Annotated in this window: 22 protein-coding genes; 2 read left to right on the top strand and 20 right to left on the bottom strand. The window is 44.3% G+C overall.

Going from position 1 to position 21,147, the window contains the following annotated elements; all coding sequences use genetic code 11:
• Window positions 1–194: 194 nt before the first annotated feature.
• Together ADF75_RS06140 and ADF75_RS06135 are read right to left on the bottom strand one after the other, a co-directional pair.
• Entirely contained in the window at window positions 195–737 is a 543-nt protein-coding gene (locus tag ADF75_RS06140) for a T6SS immunity protein Tdi1 domain-containing protein (protein ID WP_048789504.1), read from the bottom strand.
• A 259-nt stretch (window positions 738–996) separates the two neighbouring features.
• On the bottom strand, window positions 997–1,215 hold the full coding sequence (locus ADF75_RS06135) for a hypothetical protein (RefSeq protein WP_048789503.1): 219 nt from the start codon (window positions 1,213–1,215) through the stop codon (window positions 997–999).
• 85 nt (window positions 1,216–1,300) lie between these two features.
• On the opposite strand from ADF75_RS06135, the gene ADF75_RS06130 reads away from it, so the two are divergent.
• The gene (locus ADF75_RS06130; RefSeq protein ID WP_048789502.1) at window positions 1,301–2,404 is read left to right on the top strand and encodes an ABC transporter permease; all 1,104 of its coding nucleotides are present in this window, start codon (window positions 1,301–1,303) and stop codon (window positions 2,402–2,404) included.
• 1 nt (window position 2,405) lies between these two features.
• Window positions 2,406–3,095, top strand: a complete 690-nt coding sequence (locus ADF75_RS06125) for an ABC transporter ATP-binding protein (protein ID WP_048789501.1) — start codon at window positions 2,406–2,408, stop codon at window positions 3,093–3,095.
• A 156-nt stretch (window positions 3,096–3,251) separates the two neighbouring features.
• Here the strand turns inward: ADF75_RS06125 and ADF75_RS06120 are convergent, their stop codons facing one another.
• The 18 genes from ADF75_RS06120 to ADF75_RS06035 all read right to left on the bottom strand — a co-directional run bounded on the left by ADF75_RS06120 (window position 3,252) and on the right by ADF75_RS06035 (window position 21,043).
• The gene (locus ADF75_RS06120) at window positions 3,252–4,034 is read right to left on the bottom strand and encodes an aminoglycoside N(3)-acetyltransferase (RefSeq protein WP_048789500.1); all 783 of its coding nucleotides are present in this window, start codon (window positions 4,032–4,034) and stop codon (window positions 3,252–3,254) included.
• 513 nt (window positions 4,035–4,547) lie between these two features.
• A complete protein-coding gene (locus ADF75_RS06115) occupies window positions 4,548–5,873 on the bottom strand; it encodes a sensor histidine kinase (protein WP_048789499.1) in 1,326 nt (441 codons plus the stop codon).
• Entirely contained in the window at window positions 5,870–6,523 is a 654-nt protein-coding gene (locus ADF75_RS06110; RefSeq protein WP_048789498.1) for a response regulator transcription factor, read from the bottom strand. The genes ADF75_RS06115 and ADF75_RS06110 overlap by 4 nt, the downstream gene beginning before the upstream one ends.
• A gap of 72 nt (window positions 6,524–6,595) precedes the next feature.
• Window positions 6,596–7,972, bottom strand: a complete 1,377-nt coding sequence (locus ADF75_RS06105; protein ID WP_048789497.1) for an ABC transporter permease — start codon at window positions 7,970–7,972, stop codon at window positions 6,596–6,598.
• Window positions 7,973–7,984: 12 nt separating this feature from the next.
• Window positions 7,985–8,617 carry an ABC transporter ATP-binding protein gene (locus ADF75_RS06100; RefSeq protein WP_009731296.1) on the bottom strand — a complete coding sequence of 211 codons (633 nt, stop codon included), beginning with the start codon at window positions 8,615–8,617 and terminating at the stop codon, window positions 7,985–7,987.
• Between the two features lie 15 nt (window positions 8,618–8,632).
• The gene (locus ADF75_RS06095; RefSeq protein ID WP_048789496.1) at window positions 8,633–9,895 is read right to left on the bottom strand and encodes an ABC transporter permease; all 1,263 of its coding nucleotides are present in this window, start codon (window positions 9,893–9,895) and stop codon (window positions 8,633–8,635) included.
• Between the two features lie 954 nt (window positions 9,896–10,849).
• Entirely contained in the window at window positions 10,850–12,472 is a 1,623-nt protein-coding gene (gene groL / locus ADF75_RS06090; RefSeq protein WP_048789495.1) for a chaperonin GroEL, read from the bottom strand.
• A gap of 23 nt (window positions 12,473–12,495) precedes the next feature.
• Window positions 12,496–12,780: a co-chaperone GroES gene (groES, locus tag ADF75_RS06085; RefSeq protein ID WP_048789494.1), complete on the bottom strand. Its 285-nt coding sequence runs from the start codon at window positions 12,778–12,780 to the stop codon at window positions 12,496–12,498.
• Window positions 12,781–12,907: 127 nt separating this feature from the next.
• On the bottom strand, window positions 12,908–13,201 hold the full coding sequence (locus ADF75_RS06080) for a hypothetical protein (RefSeq protein ID WP_048789493.1): 294 nt from the start codon (window positions 13,199–13,201) through the stop codon (window positions 12,908–12,910).
• 102 nt (window positions 13,202–13,303) lie between these two features.
• On the bottom strand, window positions 13,304–14,158 hold the full coding sequence (locus ADF75_RS06075) for a PTS system mannose/fructose/sorbose family transporter subunit IID (protein WP_042361448.1): 855 nt from the start codon (window positions 14,156–14,158) through the stop codon (window positions 13,304–13,306).
• Window positions 14,142–14,984 carry a PTS mannose/fructose/sorbose/N-acetylgalactosamine transporter subunit IIC gene (locus ADF75_RS06070; RefSeq protein ID WP_048789492.1) on the bottom strand — a complete coding sequence of 281 codons (843 nt, stop codon included), beginning with the start codon at window positions 14,982–14,984 and terminating at the stop codon, window positions 14,142–14,144. The genes ADF75_RS06075 and ADF75_RS06070 overlap by 17 nt, the downstream gene beginning before the upstream one ends.
• A 62-nt stretch (window positions 14,985–15,046) precedes the next feature.
• Window positions 15,047–15,541, bottom strand: coding sequence for a PTS system mannose/fructose/N-acetylgalactosamine-transporter subunit IIB (locus ADF75_RS06065; RefSeq protein ID WP_006595112.1), 495 nt, complete (start codon window positions 15,539–15,541; stop codon window positions 15,047–15,049).
• 17 nt (window positions 15,542–15,558) lie between these two features.
• Window positions 15,559–15,999: a PTS sugar transporter subunit IIA gene (locus ADF75_RS06060; RefSeq protein ID WP_048789491.1), complete on the bottom strand. Its 441-nt coding sequence runs from the start codon at window positions 15,997–15,999 to the stop codon at window positions 15,559–15,561.
• 134 nt (window positions 16,000–16,133) lie between these two features.
• Window positions 16,134–17,441 carry an ABC transporter substrate-binding protein gene (locus ADF75_RS06055; RefSeq protein WP_048789490.1) on the bottom strand — a complete coding sequence of 436 codons (1,308 nt, stop codon included), beginning with the start codon at window positions 17,439–17,441 and terminating at the stop codon, window positions 16,134–16,136.
• Entirely contained in the window at window positions 17,438–18,124 is a 687-nt protein-coding gene (locus ADF75_RS06050) for a response regulator transcription factor (RefSeq protein WP_006595115.1), read from the bottom strand. Before ADF75_RS06050 ends, ADF75_RS06055 begins: the two co-directional genes overlap by 4 nt.
• The gene (locus ADF75_RS10945; RefSeq protein ID WP_006595116.1) at window positions 18,121–19,440 is read right to left on the bottom strand and encodes a sensor histidine kinase; all 1,320 of its coding nucleotides are present in this window, start codon (window positions 19,438–19,440) and stop codon (window positions 18,121–18,123) included. The genes ADF75_RS06050 and ADF75_RS10945 overlap by 4 nt, the downstream gene beginning before the upstream one ends.
• Entirely contained in the window at window positions 19,440–20,426 is a 987-nt protein-coding gene (locus ADF75_RS06040; protein WP_048789489.1) for a substrate-binding domain-containing protein, read from the bottom strand. The genes ADF75_RS10945 and ADF75_RS06040 overlap by 1 nt, the downstream gene beginning before the upstream one ends.
• 221 nt (window positions 20,427–20,647) lie before the next feature.
• Window positions 20,648–21,043, bottom strand: a complete 396-nt coding sequence (locus ADF75_RS06035; protein WP_048789488.1) for a single-stranded DNA-binding protein — start codon at window positions 21,041–21,043, stop codon at window positions 20,648–20,650.
• Between the last annotated feature and the right edge of the window lie 104 nt (window positions 21,044–21,147).

Here is a 21,147-nt window from a genome sequence, read left to right as displayed (position 1 = left end):
TGCAGGGGGCATCTAAATCAACAGGAAAAAGCCTTGAAATCAGGGCTTTTTTTGCTTGTCATTTTGTTTTTTGTGCCAAATTTTGTACCAAATAATATATATTCACAAAATAAGCGAGTCTCATTCAAAGACTCGCTAGTTATCTAACACCTCGTTTTCATCGAAAAAACCACCGCGTGGGTGGTTCCTTTCTATCAATCGTCAAACACTCCGCCTGTGAGTTGGTACATGAGATAAATGTGCTCCAGAACTTTGACTTTATCCATATGATCCACATCTTTAAAGCCTCCTAATGCCAGGAGCGGCACAAAACCGAAACATTCATCGTAGGCCAATTGCCCATGTTTGGCAACAGCTTTTTTGTAGAGTGGAATATCGAAATAATCGTCTTTGAAATCTTCATCATCAACATACTCTATGAAACGATCCATACGCTTAATCATAATATCCAAATCCTGAATATTGTATTGAACAATTCCCACGTAGGCGTTCTCTTCCCAGGTAATAATATCTCCAAATGCTGTTACGAACATAGGAAAAGCAACATCTCCTCTGAAATAACTATCTTGAAGAAGTTCAAGATAGTCAACTGGATTGATGACTTTTAGATAACCATCTAAGAAAGTTCCCAGACCATCCTGTTGCCAAATTTGAACCAACTCAGCAGGGACTTGGTTCTTGTATTTTTCAATCACTTCTTGGGGCACATCTGCCACTTTTACAAAGTTTTCTAGCATGTTTTCCTCCGATTTGATTTTCTATTCACGTTTCACTCTGCTTCTAGTATACCACAAACCATATGTATCAGAGACTACTTAAGAAGAAGAACAGTCTCATGCGCATTTAAGTATCTGAAGGAAAGATAATAAGAATAATGTTTTTGAAGCAATCTAAATAAAAAGCATGCCCGTCATTAACTTTCATTTTTTGCCCCAGTTTTGCCCCATTTTGAAATAATTACATTGAAAATCACTCTAAATATATTCCGAAAATCACTTACATTTCAATATTTTTAATTTCTTTCAAGATGAGAAAGCCTCCCAAATTCATGTAGGGGGTATCAAAGACAACAGGAAAAAGCCTTGGATTAAAAGGCTTTTTTGCTTGTCTATAGCATATCTCTTTTTTGTATACATTAACGATTAATAATTGAGAAATAAATTGAACACAGTAAACAAATCCGATTCCTTCCACTCTATCAAACACCATCCCCATATTATCCCTCCACTTGTGGTATGATGGTAGAGTATGTTTAGGTGCCAAGCTACTTGAGCACCTCCGTGCTAAAAGGAGAACGAATATGAAAATCGCATGGAATGAAATTAAATACCAGCCCAAGAAGTTTATCCTGATTGAACTCCTCATTACCATTCTCATGTTTATGGTGGTGTTCTTGTCCGGTCTGACAAATGGACTGGGGCGGTCGGTATCGGCCCAAATCGATAACTATGGGTCGCTGCACTACATCCTTTCGACGGATTCAGAAGGGATTATCCCCTTTTCAACTATTACGGCGAAGGATTTAGATGAGGTCCAAAAGATAGAGGGAATGGGCTATTCGGGTTTGTCCATCCAGCGGGCAACCGTCTCAAAAACAGAGGATTCCAATACTCTGGATATCACCTACTTCGCGACCGATCACAACGAAGAAGAAATCCTCAATCCAATCATGGAAGATACAGACCTCAAGATCTCCGACCTAAAGAAAAACGAGGTCATTTTGGACCATTCTTTCAAAGAGGATGAAGGGATCCAAGTCGGCGATCACGTGATCGACAAAACTTCTAAGCAAAAACTCAAGGTCGTGGCCTTCGCGAAAAATGCCAAATACGGCTACAGCAAGATTGGTTTTATCAGCTCGGAGACCTACACAGGCATGCGGCAAAAAACAGATCCAAGCTATCAATGGCAAGCCCAAACCCTTGTGACCAAGAAAAGCATCCCTTCTAGTGATCTAGCCAGCAACTTGACGGTGGCGGATAAGAAGCAAGTGATCGATAAAATCCCTGGCTACAAGGCTCAAAACCTGACGCTACGGATGATTACGTGGGTGCTACTTCTCGCTTCTTCTGCTATCCTTGGAGTCTTCTTCTATATCCTCACCTTGCAGAAGTTGAAACAGTTCGGTGTCTTGAAGGCTATTGGCATGTCCATGAGCCAGATTACCTATGTCCAACTATCCCAGCTCACCATCATCTCCCTCATCGGAGTGTTGCTGGGACTTGGTTTGGCAACTATGATGGCGCCTTTTTTACCCAATAGCGTCCCTTCCTTTATGACCCTGAAAGACAACCTCACCATCTCGGTTAGCTTTATCCTGACCTCTATTTTGTGTGGTGCCTTGTCCCTTGTCAAAATCAAAAAAGTAGATCCAATCGAAGTCATTGGTGGAAATGGAGAATAAGATGGCCATTATCGAATTAGAAAATATCAGAAAATCCTACGCCGATGGTAGCCAGATGCACCATGTCCTCAACCAGCTGAATTTAAGCGTCGAACCCAACGAATTTGTCGCCATCTTGGGCCCATCAGGATCTGGCAAGTCCACGCTTTTGGCTATCGCTGGCTTACTTTTATCAGCAGACGAGGGGCGGATTTCTATCGCTGGCCAAGACTTGACCGGTCTCAACCAAGGCCAGTGGACACAAAAGCGGCTGGAATTGCTCGGTTTTATCTTCCAAGATCACCAGCTCCTCTCCTATATGAAAATCGGTGACCAGTTAGAACTGGTGGCCAAATTAAAAGGGGAAAAGGACAAGAAAAAACGCCAAGAGGAGGTTAAAGCCTTGTTGGCAGATCTTGGCATCGAAGCTTGTTACCACCAATACCCGAATCAGATGTCCGGTGGGCAAAAACAACGGGCAGCCATCGCTCGCGCCTTCATCGGAAATCCACAGGTCATTTTAGCCGATGAACCAACGGCTAGCCTAGACCCGGATCGGGGACAAGAAATCGCCCAATTGATCCAAAAAGAAGTCAAATCCAAAAACAAGAGCGCCATCATGGTAACCCATGACCGCTCCATCCTGACCTATGTGGATACCATTTATGAATTAAAACACGGCCAATTGCTAAAGGTAGAAAAGGTTGATTAAATACAAAAAGCGAACAAGCATTTTTGAACTGTACCCCAAAAGTTGGATAGATAAAATCTAACTTTTGGGGTATTTTTGTGTCAATTTGCTTTTTGTTTCAGATTATTGTATAAGTTTTTCTAACCTTATCAAAATCTTCATTGATTAAAAATTAATTTATTGGCGATACTTTTCAATCCATGAAACGGAAAAATCTACTAAACTACGCTGTTGCATTAATCTAGAATCGGCAATACCTATTTTCCCTATATTTGCATGACCTATTTCCTCAAACGCAATTCCTATGTCTTCAAAATCTTCTCCATCAACAAATAAGGTCTTATATGATTTCCATATACGAACACCATCTTCAAGTATAGCACTGTGTTCAATACAGTCATGTTTCCCAGGATACTCTGCACGAACATCCGCTAGGTGTATAGAGGTGTTTTTATCATATCCAACCCCTATTAACAGTACTTTTGCATCAAGTTCATAGAGTTTTGCGATAGGTGATCCCTCCCCAAATATATTGGAAAGAGTATGTTCCTCTGTAATATATTCAGCATGTTTCCCCCATGCACAAATTGATCTTGCTGGATGCTCTGTTCTGATGCTACCTGGCCATTGACGAAACATTTCTGCAACAGCTCCCATTGTATTGGTTGGCGTTATCTGCCTATCATATGCTGGCCAATTCTCTCTAATTTTTTCCCAGTCTGACTCCTCTGCATTCCAGTGCACACCTGTTTCCGGATCTAGATTTTTCCATGACTGCGTGGGCATCACAATGGTTCCTTCAGAAGTAACAACTTCAATTAGAGCTTCTATCACAGCCTGTGCTCCTCCACATACATATCCAATACTTTTTAACGATGTATGTACAATGACTACATCTCCTTTTTTCAGGCCAAGGTCTGTTAAGCTCTGTACAATATCTTTTTTATATATTGTTTTCATAGTTTTTTCCTCTTTTCATCAAATAATAATCGGGTAGCATTTCTCCTCAATGTAAGTTTCCACTTCTTCAATCGTCAGTTTTTCACTTAAGTTTTTGGCTAATTCCTGATATTTTCTATCTGAAACAACAGATGTCATTTTGTCACGAATTAGATCGCATTCAATACAAATACAAATGTATTGTGTAGGGTGGTTTAGGTATTACAGGGGTTTGAAAAGTAGCGTTACCCTATTTTAGCCAATATACCATTCTTTACACATTTTAATCTATAAATTATCATAACATAAAATGGATTAAACAATATGTACGAACAAAAAGTCAGTCACTTTATTTTTATGTATAATCAAGATAAGCTCTAGTTCAGTCTTAAATATATACCGTATTTTATTCCATGACCAAAAAACGAATTTCCAAATTAGTTTTATTAATAAGTATCTCTAAATTCTATTATTACAGGAAAACATCTAAAAATACAAACTAGCGAACAAGCATTTCTCTTGTTCGCTAGTTTTTTATTCTTGAGGATCTTTGGGCAGTTCCATACAGAAGCGTAAGCCCATAGCCGTTTTGTCAAATTGGTAGGCCAGTTCTTCATGGTCTAGCAAGTGTTGAACCACGAAGAGTCCCAAGCCGCCTTCCTTCCTCTGACGGCTAGCGGTCATTGGCATTTCAGCGGTCTCTACCATTTCCTGGCTGGTATTTTCAACCGCCAAGTGCGTCCCTTCCTCTTCGAGGCGGAGCTGGATCTCTCCACCGGCATCCGAATGCTTAACGGCATTGCTGATGACATTTGAGAGGACCAATTTCAGAATCGCTGGGTCCATATAGACTGGTTTGGCTGGGATCTGATTGTCAATCGTGAGCGAGCGAGATTGCGCCAAGACCTTGTACTGGTCGAGAATCTGCTCTAAGACCTGATCCAGCTGGATCCACTCCTTGTCTCCAGCCAATTCTTGGACAGAGGACAGGGACAGGATTTCTAGGACGATCTGGTTCATCTCATCGACGATATCGAGGGAGACCGACAGGTAGCGGTCCCGATCCTTGTAGCGGCCGATCTTATCCCGCATATTTTCAAGGATAATCTTCAAGCTGGCTAGAGGCGTCTTGAGCTCATGTGAGGCTCCCCGTAGGAATTCCACCTTCATCTGCTCCAACTTCAGATTTTCTTGTTTTTGCTGCTCTAGATTGTCGATCACTTCTAGGAGATGGTGATAGAGATCATTGATCTGTTGTTTGAGGACGCCAATCTCATCCTGCGAATGAATGGGAAGACTGGCTGTCCGATCCAAGCGCTTCATCCGCTTGGTCATCTGCTTGATCTCCAGGATCGGAGCAGAAATCAGGCGGGCATAGAGATAGGAGGCAATCACTGACAGGACAAAGGAAACAAGAAGACTATAGGGAAGAAAGCCCAGACTGATGTCCCGCGCTTCCTTTTGGGAATCGACAGTTGCTAAGAATTGCAAGGTCAAGTCCTTCCCCTCTTTTGTCTGGATTTTTCTCTCTTCAATGACCAGGGAATTGTTCTGGCTGTCAGGGTTCACGAGCAAGTCATCCTTGACCTCTAGGGCATTTTGTTTTTCCTTGTCCTTGATCGAGACCTTGATATCATTGGTCTTGGAATATAGGTCGATGACAGACTCAATGGTTCCTTCTTCCTGACCTTGGAAACTCTTGGACAGGGCCTGTGATTTCTTCAAAATCGTCTGGCGCTGGGACTCGATATAGGTTGAGGGGAAAACAAAGTAAACCGAAGCGTGTAGAAGGATGACTAAGCCACTAAAAAGGGCAAAGGTGATCAGAAAGATCTTTGCAAAGATACTCCGTTTGGTCATGGTCTCTCCAATTTATAGCCGACATTGCGTACCGTTACGATACAGTCCAGCTCTAGTTTTTTTCGTAGTTCCTTGATATAGACATCGATCACCCGGTCAAAAGGAATCTCCTCAGTCTCCTTCCAGACAGCATCGAGGATCTGAGAGCGGGTCCGGGCCTTGCCTTCATGCTGGAGCAAGTATTCCAAGATTTCCAACTCCTTCGCATTCATGGAGATGGCTTGCCCAGCTAGGCTGGCTGTGTAGCTCTCAAAATCCACCCGTGCCTCTTCATAGGTGAAGACCCGGGAAGGCTGGAGCTTTTTAAAAATAGCTTCGATACGGACCTTCAAGAGGGACAAGGAGAAGGGTTTTTCCAGGTAGCCGTCCGCCAACTCTCCAAAGGCTGTCAACTTATAGTCCTCGTCATGGAAGGCCGTCAGCATAAGGACAGGGACTGAGCTGGTCTTCCGGATGATCTTGAGCACTTCCAAGCCATTGAGGATAGGGAGCTGGATGTCCAGCAAGACCAGATCTGGTATCTCTCTGAGAAAGAGGTCCAGGGCCTCCTGCCCATCACCTGCTTCAAAGACCTCATAGCCACATTCCATGAGATAGTCGCTCATCCCTTCGCGGATCAGGACTTCATCTTCTACGATTAGTATCTTCATACACTTTCCTTTTATCTAAGAAACTTCTTCTACCTCCTATTATACCCTATTTCTATTTTAGGAAACAATCTCTTATTCGACATCCACCAAGAGTTCCTTTGGTTTCTTATGCAAGAGCCATTGAGAAGAAAGGATGGAAACCAGGATCAAGAGGAGCCCACCGACCAAGACAATCACCAACAATTGGCTCGGTTGGATATCCATATGGATATCAGTCAGGGTCTTACTGAAGCTTTCTGCCTCAGCTCCTCCACCAAGGTTGGCTGCAGAGGATTCTTGAGCCATTTGTTTAGCAATGCCACTGGTTACGTTCTTAAGCACCGTATCTCCGACTCCTTTGGCAAGAAGTCCTGCAACTCCATAGGAGAGGAGGAAGGCTGGGATGGAAATCATGACTAATTCTGCCACGAATTGTCCCGCAATCTGCACCTTAGAAAGTCCTAAAGCCAGCAAGATACCCACTTCTCTGCGACGGGCATTGAGCCACAAGACGAGGAGAAGGGTGAGAAGCAAGCTAGCAAAGATGAGGCTACCGATAAACAAGTAGTCCGCCACTTGGAACATGCTGCTGATCGATTTTTGCAAGGCTGGGTAGTTGGAAGAGCTCTTAACCAAGTCAAAGTAATTCCATGGGATATCCAAGGCTTTGATTTTTTCGATTAATTTATCGAGGTCTTGATCCCCTTTGGCAAAGAAGGTCGCATCCTCATAGGTAGCTGTTTGGACAGTATTGCCATAGAGCTTGGCAGCTGTATCTAGGTCAGAAATGAGGGTATCTTCATACAATTCTTGGGCGTAAGTTAGAGGAGCTTGGTTCTTCCCTGAGAACAGACCTTTAATGGTTACTTCGACAGTTTCATTAGCCCCTTTTTCATTGTCAGCATCGTAGAGATTGGACTTGAGACGCACCTTATCGCCCACCTTGAGGCCATTCTTTTTCGCCAAATCTTCGTGCATGAGGATTTGGTTTTTGTCCTTGTCTGTCAGGTGCTCTCCTTGGACCAGCTTGTAGGCTCCAGAGACAAACTTATCTTCTTTAGAAGAGTCATTGACCCCTGTCACCATCAAGGTATTCTTAAAGTGCTTGGCCCGCTCTGGAGATTGATTTTGCAGGGTTTCTTCAGTCTCAATGATCTCGTGGTCTAGGATATCTGCGATGGCATTGATCCGCTTGATGGAGGAGGTGATCCCCTCTACCTGGCTGATTTTTTCGATATCCTCTCCTCTGAGATTCCCTGCTCCCCGAGGGGTTCCTGGATTGGTCCTGCGGTTAATTTGCATGGAGAAGCTATTGGTGATGGATCCCAGGCTTTCCGATGAAGCTTGTTGGGTCGCTCCTTTCATGGAGAGTCCAATCAAGCTCAAGGTCCCCATGAGGAGAATGATGGCAAAGAGCAAGAGAGACTTGGGCCATTTACGTGTGATATAAGCAAAAGCATTGCGCAACATAGCATTCCCTCCTTACTTGCTCTTCTCAACGAGGCTACGGCGACTCAATTCCAAGACCACATCGGAGGCCTCTGCCACTTCCTTACTGTGGGTGACGACAATGACACATTTTTGGCGTTCCTTGGCCAACTTCTTCAAAATGGCAATAATGTCACCGGCTGTCTGTTCATCTAAGTTTCCTGTCGGCTCATCTGCCAAGATGACAGGTGCTTCTGAAACGAGCGCACGCGCAATGGCCACCCGCTGTTGTTGTCCTCCAGATAATTGCAGGACATTGCGTTTGATTTGCGTTTCGTCCAATCCCAATTCCAAGAGAATCTCTTTCCCAGCCTGTTTGTTAACCAGACGGACATTTTCCAGTGGCGTCAAATAATCGATTAGATTGTAATTCTGGAAGACCAGGGAGACATGGTGCTTGCGGTGGTAGCTAGACCCTTTGGTCTGGATGTCCTCCCCATCAAAGAGAACCTGACCCTTCTTGGGATTGTCCAGACCAGCCAAGAGGGAGAGGAGGGTTGATTTCCCAGTTCCTGACTGACCAATAATACTGTAAAATGTCCCATTTTCGAACTGATAGTTCACATTTGAGAGGATATCTTCACTATAGCTTTGGTAACTATAGGCTACATTCTTGAGTTCTAACATATGTGTCATTTCTCCTTAACTCATTTTTGTTAATATTTCTTTTGGGGTCTTGCGCCAGATCATGCTGGTCGTTACACCGAGCGACAGAAGGATCAAGCACAAGAGGCTAGCATAGGCGATTCCTAAGGAAAGGCCTTGAGGGACTTGGTTGAGCAAGTCTAGGGTCTGCTGTTGACCCGTCTGTCCGACAAACTGCTCTAAGAAACGATGGCTGACCATCCGCCCGATGAGAAAGGCTGGGATCACTGCTAATAAGGATACCAGCACCACTTCCAAGAGGAACTGTCTAAAGATCCGGCCCTTGCTCTTCCCAATGGATAAGAGGACTCCGATTTCATGGATCCGCTCCCGTGTCCAGAGACTGAGTAAGAGCGATAGGGCACCGGCTCCCGTCACCAGGAGGACGATCATCATGATCCGCACCAGGCCTTCTAGGGTCTGAGAGGATTCCTTCATCTGGTCAAAGGCCTTGCGATCTTCGACCACGCGTAGAGACTGCCAATCCAGATCCAAGCTTTTGACCTGCTTCAAGAGGGCATCGATTTTCTCAGGATCTTTGACCCCAAAGGTGACCTGGGTCACTTCTTGCTGACTGAGACCAAGGAGCTTGGTCGCATCCTCATAAGGGAGGTAGACTTGATTTTCACTCAAATCAGAGGTCATTCCTGTGAATTTTTCCTGTTTCTTACCCGAAAAGATCCCTACGATTTCAAATGTTTGCTCTTTGGCGGGAGTCTCTCCCATCTGAAAGCTGGATAAGGTCAAGGAATCTCCGACCTTTAGCTTGTTCTTCTTAGCCAACTCTTGGTGGATCAAGATCTGGCCGCGAGCCTGATCGGATAAGTGCTTGCCTTGCACCAGTTGGAAACTGCTACTCCGGAAATCCAGGTGCTGGTCTGTCTTCTGGGTGAAAACAGCGCCTAGCGCTTGCTTGGCTTCCTGACCCAAATCATCCCGCTCCACCGACTGCTGTCCCGTCACCGCTTCTTTACCAAGAATGCGAACGGGACTTTCATATTGAGGAACCATGCCTCCCACCCCAGCTAGTCGCTGCACCTTTTCAGCCTCCTTCAGCGCAAAGGGAGTATTCCCCTGCTTACTGGTCAGGGCAAAACTGGTCCCAGCCGACTGTTTGATATGTTCCTCCAGCCTTCCTCCTACTTGCATCAGTGAAAAACAGAAATACAAGCAAGAGAGGATCAAGAGGAGAATCAGAAAGAGAACCAGATTCCTCGTTCTTTTTCGAGTAATATAGGCAATTGCCTGTTGTAAGAGCATGAACTCACCCTCCATTTCAAAGCCCACAGCAATACAAAATGGGCGCTTTCATCATTTGTTATAGTTATTATAGAAAAGAAATGTGAAATGTTTATGAAATAGAAAAAAACTCCCCCAGAAAAATCTGGAAGAGCCTTAGCAAGGGGTGGATGAAAAAGTTTAATATGAAAAAGGTCGATAAAAATTAAGAATCAAAAAGTTTTAATTTATTCGATCAAGTTTTTGTCTTTAGACATGTATGTGGGAAGTATTCCCCCCTTGCTCTAGTGTAGAACATTTATCTACTTCCTATATTTTAACGCATCTTTGTTACAAAATAAAGGAATTTGTATTGCATTTTTGTTCCAAATATCGAACAGGCAGGTCACTTCAAAATACCAACTATCTATCCACCAGCTTCAAAGGTTATTCTTCCCTTAACATCACTATATGTAAACAAAAATCCGCACCTCAAATAACTGCTCTGATCCTCATCGGATTGATCTTAGTTTCTTCAAGAAAGGAAACCGAACTGTAGAAAAAACAGGCTTCAGCCAAATTTATTTCACAAACTTTCGTAATATATATAAATATGCATCCTTCTGCCACAAAGAAAAGATTAGAATAATCAGTTCATCCAATGATTGATTGAGGATTGGAGACTTGCCAACCTCTTTGAGCTAGTAAGATGATTAGGCACTTTAGTACCAATCTTTTACACAGGTTACGACGCGAAAAAGGGAGGAACGATACTTTCCTCCCTTTGAGCTAGTAAGACGTTTAGCCAAACCGCCTGATAGCGGTTGGCGTCAAATGATTAGAGGCATAGTCTCAATCAAACACACAGATTACGACAGAAAATAAAGAAGGCCGATAATGCCTTCTTTGTTTTCTTAGTAAGATGATTAGGTAGACCGCGACATAGCGGCTACCGTCCAATGATTCGGTGCTTTAGCACCAATCATTGGTATCAGATTACATCATCCCACCCATCATGCTTGGATCCATAGCTGGTGCTGCTGGAGCTGGTTCTGGTTTGTTGGCTACCACTGCTTCGGTCGTCAAGATAAGGCTCGCTACGGAAGCCGCATTTTGAAGGGCTGAACGGCTCACCTTCACTGGGTCGATAATTCCTGCTTCAATCATGTTGACCCATTCACCTGTTGCAGCATTGAAGCCTGTTCCGACTTCTGCATGTTTCAAGCGATCGATAACGATTGATCCTTCATAGCCTGCATTGTGAGCGATTTGACGTACAGGCTCTTCCAAGGCGCGAAGCACAATGTTGCGTCCTGTCGCTTCGTCCCCTTCCAATTCAAGGGTTGCAACTGCAGAAATAACATTGGCAAGGGCCGTACCACCACCGGCAACAATTCCTTCTTCAACCGCTGCGCGTGTCGCATTGAGGGCGTCTTCGATACGGAGTTTCATTTCTTTCAACTCTGTTTCGGTTGCAGCTCCGACCTTGATGACTGCAACGCCACCAGACAATTTTGCCAAGCGTTCTTGGAGTTTTTCACGGTCAAATTCTGAAGTTGTGGTTTCGATTTGTGATTTGATCACAGCCACACGGTTAGCGATAGCTTCAGGATTTCCTGCACCTTCTACAATGACTGTGCTATCTTTGTCCACTGTCACCTTACTTGCTTGACCGAGCGCCTCGATGGTCGCATCTTTCAACTCAAGACCAAGATCTTCTGTGATAACAGTACCACCTGTCAAGATCGCGATGTCTTCTAGCATAGCTTTGCGACGGTCTCCAAATCCTGGTGCCTTAACAGCTACGACATTGAAAGTTCCACGAATCTTGTTCAAGACAAGCGTTGGGAGGGCTTCTCCATCCACATCATCCGCAATGATCAAGAGTGGACGGTTGCTTTGAAGGATACTTTCAAGCAATGGCAAGATTTCCTGGATGTTTGATACCTTCTTGTCGGTGATCAAGATATAAGGATTTTCAAGGTCTGCCACCATTTTTTCATTATCAGTGACCATGTATTGAGAGAGGTAACCACGGTCAAACTGCATTCCTTCAACGACTTCTAACTCGGTTTCCATTCCACGAGATTCTTCAATCGTGATCACCCCATCGTTACCCACTTTTTCCATGGCTTCTGAGATGTATTCACCGACTTTTTCAGAGCGAGAAGAGACAGCTGCAACCTGGGCGATAGCCTCTTTATTGGCAACTGGAATGGCATTGTTTTTCAAGGCTTCAACAGCAGTCGCAACCGCTGCTTCAATCCCTCGACGGATACCAATTGGATTCGCACCCGCTGTAACGTTCTTGATCCCTTCACGGACGATAGCTTGGGTCAAGACAGTCGCAGTGGTTGTTCCGTCTCCAGCGATATCGTTGGTCTTAGAAGCAACTTCTGATACCAATTTGGCACCCATATTTTCGAAGTGGTCTTCCAATTCGATTTCCTTAGCGATAGTCACCCCATCATTGGTGATCAAGGGTGACCCAAATGATTTTTCAAGAACCACATTGCGCCCTTTAGGTCCTAAGGTCACCTTAACGGTATCTGCTAGGATATCCACCCCACGGACCATGGCTGCACGAGCATCTGATGAAAATTTAATTTCTTTTGACATACATCTTTCTCCTTTCTGATTCTTTAGGCTTCAACAATGGCAAGAATACTTGCAGTCCCAACAATCGTGTACTTCTCATCGCCGTCTTTCACTTCAACGCCTGCATGATTTTCCACCAAGACCGTATCACCGACTTTGACACTTGGTGCTACCAACTCGCCACTGAGGGTCCGAACTCCCTCACCTACAGCGATAACTTCTGCTGTTTTAGTTTCAGCTTGACTTGCTCCTGCGATGACAAAGCCACCGACTGTTTGTTCTTTTTCTTCTACTTTCAAGACCACTCGGTCTCCTAATGGTTTTAACATGTCATTCCTCCGTTCTTGTATTTTAGCACTCTTCAGCAACGAGTGCTAACTCATGCTTCTATTGTATCACTTGGTCAAAAATAGTCAAGAAAAAAACACCTCAATCTCTTCGAAGTGTTTTCGATTTCTAGCCAACCAAATTTAGTTTTTGTTGGTAAGCTTGGATGACTTTTTGTAAGTTGGCTCGACCACGATACATCCCATACCCCACTAGCAACATCCCTGCTATTCCAATCAGGGCAATCAAGCTACCTAAGATCAAAAATAGGAGGGAAGTCTTGTGAAAGAAATAAATCAGCAGTCCACCAATACTGGCCATGAGAAAGAGCACACTAAACCAGCGACCCAAGTTTTCCAACATATGGCGTTGGTAGCGAATTTCCGTCTCATACCCTTTTATTAATTCTTGTCTGGTGTGCATAGATGCCTCCTTCAATAAAAATTGAGAATGAAGTATTCGTAAAGGAGGTCACGTACTTCATTCTCAATGCTCCGGTTGCAATAAACTGTTTCCAGTTTTCTCTTAGTATTTGAGACCTGGGTCAAAGATTCCAAGAGCTACCCCAGCTAAGGCGATGATGACTAAGAGAAGCATGACCTTGTTTGGTGAGACTTTCTTCTTCGCCATGAGCCACCAGCAAAGCGTGATAAAGGCAGCAGTCAAGAGACCTGGATAGACGCCATCAATCTTTTCTTGGATTTTAAGGAAGGCTTCTCCATCAGCATTTTTGAATTCGAGGGCTGTTGTAACAGAGACCCAAGTCGCTGCTACAGCACCGATGACCATACCACCGACCACACTAATTGCTTTACGAAGGGCTTGTCCTTTTGGTCCTACAAGGAATTCAACAGCCTTGTCCCCTAAGTGATAGCCTTTGAAGAAGGCGAAACGCATGCCTAAGTAGACCAAGAGGTTCCAAACGACGATATAGAAGAGAGCTCCTGCAATGTTTCCGCCTTTAGAAAGACCAAGGGCAATCCCGAGAAGTACAGGAATTAAGGTCCCAACAACCAAGGAGTCCCCAATCCCAGCGATTGGACCCATCAAACCAGCACGCATCCCGTTGATGGTTTCGCCATCTACTGCTTCTCCATTGGCACGCGCTTCTTCCAAACCAGCTGTGATCCCTACAACCAATGATCCCAATTGTGGTTCCGTGTTGAAGAAGGCTGTATAGGTTTGCATGGCTTCTTTTTGTTCTTCTTTGGAATCATACATTTCTTCCACGATTGGAAGCATTGAAGTCAAATACCCAAAGGTTTGCATGTGTTCTTGAGAAAAACAAGTCAAGTGACCATAATACCAATGATGGAATGCTTTGGTTAGCGTTTTCTTTGAAATTTTCTTTTTATCAGCCATCTTAGATATCCTCCTCATCATCGTCAAAGTCATTTACTCCAGCAGGGACGACTTTCATTGTTTTAATCACTTCAAGTTCATAGTAGATCACTGCAAAGATCAATGAAACTACCGCACTCGCTACCAAGTTCAAGCCAAGAGATTTTGCCAAGGTAAATCCAACAAAGAATGGAATGAAGTCTCTTACTTCTGTAACGATTTGCTTCAAGAGGATGGCAATACCGACACATGGAAGAAGGGCACCGACTGTAAAGAGGGCTTTCATCCAGTAACCATCCATTGGAAGGTATTGTTTCATCAAATCCACCATGTTTTCACCGTATTTGGTGATAATCATGGTTGGAAGGAAGGAGAAGAGGAAGTGAGAAATCCATGGGTAAACCCAATCAACTGCGTAGAGTTTTTTGAAGTTTCCTTCTTCAACGGCTTTCCAACCGATATGTTGCCAAAGCAAGTTCATGGTTGCAGTACCGTAGAAAAGAACGGTACCGATAGTCCCAACGGCTGCACCGATTGGGGCTGCTGCCGCTGCAATTGCTGCCTCACCCGTGATATTGTTAGCATGAACAAATAAGATAGAAAGGGGAATTCCGATATAAGAAATAGCCCGTACATCAGCAGATACAGTTCCACCAGGTGTTACCAAGGCGATATAAACGACCTGAAGGGCAACCCCGACCATGATACCGGTTGTCACATCTCCAAGGATTAACCCTGAGATCAACCCACCAACTAGGGGACGACCAAGTGTATAGTTCCCGATACTGGAACCACCCATACCAGGCATTGAAGACAAGCTGGCGAAAATACCAAGCAAGATTGCTTGAATCCATGAAATTGTCATAACAAACGCTCCTTTTGTTTGTAAGTATAGTTTAGTGACGAAGAGCTAGGATGCTCCCCTCTCTAGAATCCGAATTTTGATTTAAAATCATCCCAGTAACCGATGGATACATCTGGAAGCAACTGGAATTTCACCTTGTAGCCTGCAGCCTGAATGGCTTCGATGGCTTCTGCTTCTTCCTGGGTGATGGATTGGTTATTTCCCAATTTCACAGCACCCGGACGGTCATTTGCAGGACCGACAATGATTTCTTTGACATCGCCTGGGACAAACCCTTGGTCTACCAAAATTTCTTTCATATCGATGGGGTTCTTAGTAATCAAGAAATAGCGAGTTTCTGATTCCGTTACTTTGGCAGATTTTTCTTTGAAAGCTTCCTTGGTCCAAACAAAGGTTTTCTTATCTGAAGCCCCTTTATAGGCTTGAATCAAGACCTTGTTGGAAGCTGCTGCGTCGTTGACGGCGATCAAGCCATCACAAGGCTTTTCTTTAGCCCATCGAGTTACTGTTTGACCGTGGATCATACGGTCGTCAATCCGTACAAATGATACTACCATTTTCTAACCTCCCTTAGTTAAATATCATCTTCTTCATCATCGTCACCCTCTACCGGGGCAAGGGTAAATTCTTGCAAGGCTGTGGAAGCTTCGGATAAAATCACCTGGGCTAAATCAGCCCCCTCCATCATGTCCTTCATCACAACTGCTGTCAGCGCCATGGTCAAGTTCATTCCACCTAAGATCAAGGCTGTACTCAGCTTTCCTTGCTCCTCTAGCACTGTCGTTGCCGTTGTCAAAGGACTGCCACCTACAATGTCTGCTAGAACTAAGACAGAGTCCTCATCTGTTAAATGGGAAATCGCCTGACGAAAATCATGAGCAAAATCATCTACCGATTTGCCTTCTTTCAGTCCGACCGCAATCACCTGATCTATCTTATCCCCAGCAAACATTGCCAGCGAACTTTTCAGACCTTCTGCCAGTCCACCATGACTGACCAATACCAGATACTTCATCCTTTCTCCTCCTTTATGATGACCTTATTGTATTGTTTTTGAAAGCGTTTTACTATTGTCATTTGTCACAAAGAAAAGTTGACATCTGTCAATAAAAAAATGACATCTGTCACTTGACAGATGCCTAGTTGCTCTTAACGAAACTTCTCCCGAAGCATTTCCTCAATAATCTTTTGAATTTGAGGCAATTGATTATCAATATCCTTTGCTTTTAGAGCATTATGAATCAAATAATCCAATCGATCCCAGATATCATCGGGTAGGTTGCCAGGAGTACTTAGGACAGCCTTTTTCATAATCTGGTCCAGGGTCCGATTCGTCAAGGAATCAACCCCGAAATCATCCGCTTTAAGAAGGTCCCGACTTTCCGAACTATTGACCACCGAAGGGAGGACAGAGGTCCCCTGCGACTGCCGGAAGAGGTCCTGCTGGACCTGCTGGTCCTGGGTCAAAAATTCCATGAATTCCTTGGCCTCCTTGCTAGCACTGGCCCGAGAAGACAGAGCAAACAAGGACGTATCCACTAAGGTTGACGGAGTTGATCCAGAAGCCCCGGGCATAGGGATACAGGTCCAAGTGAAATTTGAATATTTGGCAACATGATAGGGATAAGGTTTATAAGTTCGGTACTGGGCCAAGGTCATCGGATAAAAAGCGACCTTGCCTTCATCAAAATCCTTAGAAGTAACATTGAAATTCCCATGAAGGGCTTCGAGTTTTTCGACAAAATAGAGCGAGCGCTTCATTTCTTTACTCGTCAGATTAATGTTATCCTGACGGAAAAGCTGGCCACCATGAGCTGCCAAGGCCTCCCTCCAGGTATAATCTGTACTTCCAAACTGATCTAGCTCACCATCTCCATCTGTATCCCGCGTCACTTTTTGACAAATCGTATAAAATTCCTCCAAAGTCCACCCCTCTTTCGGAATAGCAATCCCTTCCTTTTCCAATAAATCTTTATTGACACACATCAAAACAGGATTGCTCTCAAATGGGAGGGCATACTGACGGTTCTTGTATTTACCTGCTTCTAGGGCAACTGGATAAAAATGAGAAGGATCGACCTGTTTGTCCATCAAGGGGGTCAAATCTTCTACCGCCCCACGCGCAGCTAACACCGGGAGCTCAGTACTGGATACCATATATAGATCTGGCTCCTGTCCATGGAGGATCTGATTGGCTAACCAGCTCGCATACTGATTCTTCGGAATCCCGCTTTCGTAGACAATCTTTACCCCTGGATGCGTTTTTTCGAAACGAGCAATCGCTTGGTCCAAGACTTTTTCTTCCGTTTGGGTGGGCACATCCCAGCTAGATCCAGCGTAGACCCCCAAGCGGACAAGCTTAGGCTGACGCTGCCACCAAATCCCTCCAGCAAGTAGAAAAAGCAAAAGCAAGCCTAGAAACAATCTGGAGCCTCGAATCTTACGTTTTTTCTTCATCGGCTATCACTTTCTGTTCCAAAGTCCTTAGTGGTCACACCTTTTTGAACAGACCAAATAGCCAACTGGGTCCGATCCCGCAAGTTCAACTTAGACAAAATGGTTGATAGGTAATTCCGAATCGTTCCCTCAGATAGGAACAATTTGGCTGCGATTTCCTTATTAGACTCCCCAAAACCAACCTGCTGGATGATCCGCCATTCGGTCAGGGATAAGTCGCTCACATATTCTTCAGAAACGGAGATTGTATAATTGCTCTGAGCCATCTGAGAAAAAATCTGAAAAACCTTACTGGCAATATTGGGGTTAATCATGGCTCCCCCATGATAGACAATTTGAATGGCTTGGTAGAGTTCCTCTGTGGAAGCCCCTTTGAGCAAATACCCTGAAGCTCCATATTTCAGAGCCCGAAAGATGAAATCATCATCGTCGAAGGTGGTTAGAATGATGATTTTTACCTCAGGGAAGCGTTCCTTGACTTCTTTTGTCGCCATCACACCATCCATCTTAGGCATACGAATATCCATCAATACAACATCTGGTCGATCTTGGGGGATTCGCTCTAGCACCTCATGACCATCTGCCACTGCAGAAGTCACCTGAATATCTTGATGAGCAGACAAAATAATTTGGAGCGATTCGCGAATCAGCGCTTGATCATCCGCAATCATTACTTTGATCATAAAAGATTTCCTCCTTTTTCTTTGGGCAATTCAATTCGTGTATAAAATCCATTTCGATTGGCAAATTCGATCCTTCCTCCCAAGATAGAAACCCGCTCTCGCATTTGTTTCAAACCATAGCCAACCTGCAGGTGGTCAAAACCAACCCCATTATCTTGGAGAATCATGATATAGGCATCTTCCACCAAAAAGGAAATCTGCATATGGCTAGCATGACCGTGGCGGACAGAATTGGTCATGGATTCCTGAATCACGCGAAAGACGGTATCCTCCACCATGACATCCAGATCAACCTCATCCCAGTCATAGGTGAGATCGACTTGCAGGTGGGAGATGACTTGGTATTCGTGAACCAATTTCAAAACCGCATCCCTCAAGGTATGATCCTCTAGGGCACCTGGCCGAAGCTTGTTCAAAGAGCCCCGGACGTCCTTGATTCCATCCCGTACCACCGTAGAGACCGATTGCAGCTGGGTCTTGGCACGACCAGGGTCAATATCAATCAGAACCCCAACTGCATCAATCCCAGCAGAAATGCCTGTCAAGGCATGGCCTAGAGTATCATGAATTTCCCGTGCTATCCGCTTGCGCTCCCGGTCCTCCGCAATCTTTTCCGAAAGGGCCATGTAGCTATTTAATTCCGTATTAACTTGCGATACCATTTCTAACTCTTTTTCGATTCGATGGTGCTCTGCTACTACCGATAAAATGTAAAAGAGAAGAGAAATAATAAAGACAACCATATTTAAGGAAGCTAGCGCATTTTTAGCAAATAGAATAAGCATCCGAATCGATGAAGGATAAAAGGCGATATAGGTATCCAGCGAAGGCAACTGTACAACGAGAGAGAGAATGTCATAATTGGTCACAAGGAGGACTATGAAACTCAGAAGGATAAAGGCAAACCAGTAGCGCCTGTCCTTGGAACTACTAAACTCTTTAGAACCATAAAAGATATCAGCAAATACCAAGAGGATGATCCCATTGTAGGAGAAGCTGAGGGACATCATGACACCTAACATCAGCAATATTTCTAGGATATTCCACTTGTCAAAAACCGACCACTCCTGTGTCCCTGGGCGCATCCGATAAAAGGTAATGAGAAGAATCCCTCCAAAGAGAAGGATGGAGATCCAAAAATTCTGAGCTGGGGAACTCGGTATTTCTCTCAATTGCTCCAACAATTGATAGCCTTGCCCCTTGGCGATGATGTAATTGGTCGCATGTAAGTAGAGCGAACTACTAAATAAAATGGCGATGAAATTAATAATTTTCAATAAAATCAAACTATAACGAATGCCACGAAGCTTGGTCATTACTGCCACCCGTTGACATCGTATCGGTCAACATTATCCTTATCAATCATCTCAACTGGAATCTTATATTGCTCCTTGTAGGATTTACCTGTCCTCATGCACTCAATCACTTGCATCACCTGTCTCCCCATTTTAAGAGGAGATTGGGCAACCGTCCCTTCGATATCATCCGTCGTCGAGAGTAAGACCTTCATATCCGGAGAGCCATCGATTCCATAGATAGAAATCGGCAGAGCTAATTGGTTTTCCTTGATGGCCGCTAGGGCTCCGATAGCTGCCCGATCATTTAAGGCCACGACAGTATCAAATACCAGACCATCCTGAATGACCTGGGAAACAGCTGGTAAGGCCAATTCCGTTTGACCACGGGTCTCTTCTCTCCCAACGACCTGATAGGCAGGCTTCGACTGGATGGTATCTAAGAATCCTTGGATCCGTTGCTCTGCCGATACCGTCCCCTTATGCTCTAAGAGTAGGATCTTCGCCTCATTTTTCTGCTTCATCAGGCGCTGGGCGACCAAGACCCCGGCTTGGTAATTATCAGACACCACACTGGCATCCACCGTGAAATGGCTGAGCTGACTATCCACTGCAATGATTTTAATCCCTGCCTCTCGAGCTCGCTTCAGGGAAGCAATGATTTTAGGGCTATCTCCTTTGACGGGGTTAATTACAATCACATTGACCTTTTGTTGACGAAAATAATCTATTTGCTGACTTTGTTTTTCCTCGTCCAATTCTGGATTACGAACTAGAAGCAAATCCCCTTTTTCGTCAGCCACTCGTTCAATCTCTGCATTCAGTGTTTGGTAGAATTCATTGTTCATGGTCATGTAGGTCACACCAATCCGCATCTGCCCTTTTACCGGTTTTAGTTGGCTAGCATTCAAATAGATGACCACTACCACAAAAACCAGGCTCCAAAATATCGTATAGATCATCACTCGATTGTGTTTCTTTTGAACAGCTTCCTCTTCTAACCCCATCTCTTCTCCTCTTAAAAGAACGAACCATTTTACTATATAAAGATTTTTTGTTCGTATTTAATACCTTGTATTATATCATTTTTTATCAAGAGCTTGAAGGTCTTTAGGAAATGAATGCGTTTTACTCATAAATCCATATGATGACTTACCCCTGCAACTTCCGTGAGAAGTTTCGAAAAAGAAAAAACGACACAGCTGACCAGCTGCACCGTTCTCTTCTGTTAAAAGGGAAGCTCTTCCTCTTCCAGGATGAGATCCGCTAGATCTCCTCCTGCTCCATTGGCCCGCATCGCTCGTTGAGCACGACTTTCTAAGAGCTGGAAGCCTTGACAGAGTACCTCTGTCACATATTGGGTCATTCCATTCTTCTCATAGCGTCTGGTTCGAAGCTCACCGTCCACAGAAAGCAAACTCCCTTTATTGGCATAGGAGACAAGGGTCTCTGCTAATTTCCCCCAGACCACGAGAGTGATAAAGTCCGCCTCCCGCTCGCCATTTTGATCCTTGTAACGACGATTGACAGCCAGGGTCGCACGCGCAACGGACTTATCCGTACTGGTCTTATGAAGCTCTAGGTCAGCCACAAGGCGCCCGATTAAAATTACTTTATTGTACATATTTCTTCCTCCTACTTATATAATTCGTAGTTTTTTAGCCATTTGAGGAAAAAATAAAAAAGAAACTGGGACAAAAGTCCTAGCCTCTCAATTGTCTTTGGATT

Source organism: Streptococcus sp. 1171_SSPC (genome assembly GCF_001069335.1).
GTDB lineage: Bacteria > Bacillota > Bacilli > Lactobacillales > Streptococcaceae > Streptococcus > Streptococcus xiaochunlingii.
This window is presented reverse-complemented; position numbering and strand designations above follow the sequence as displayed.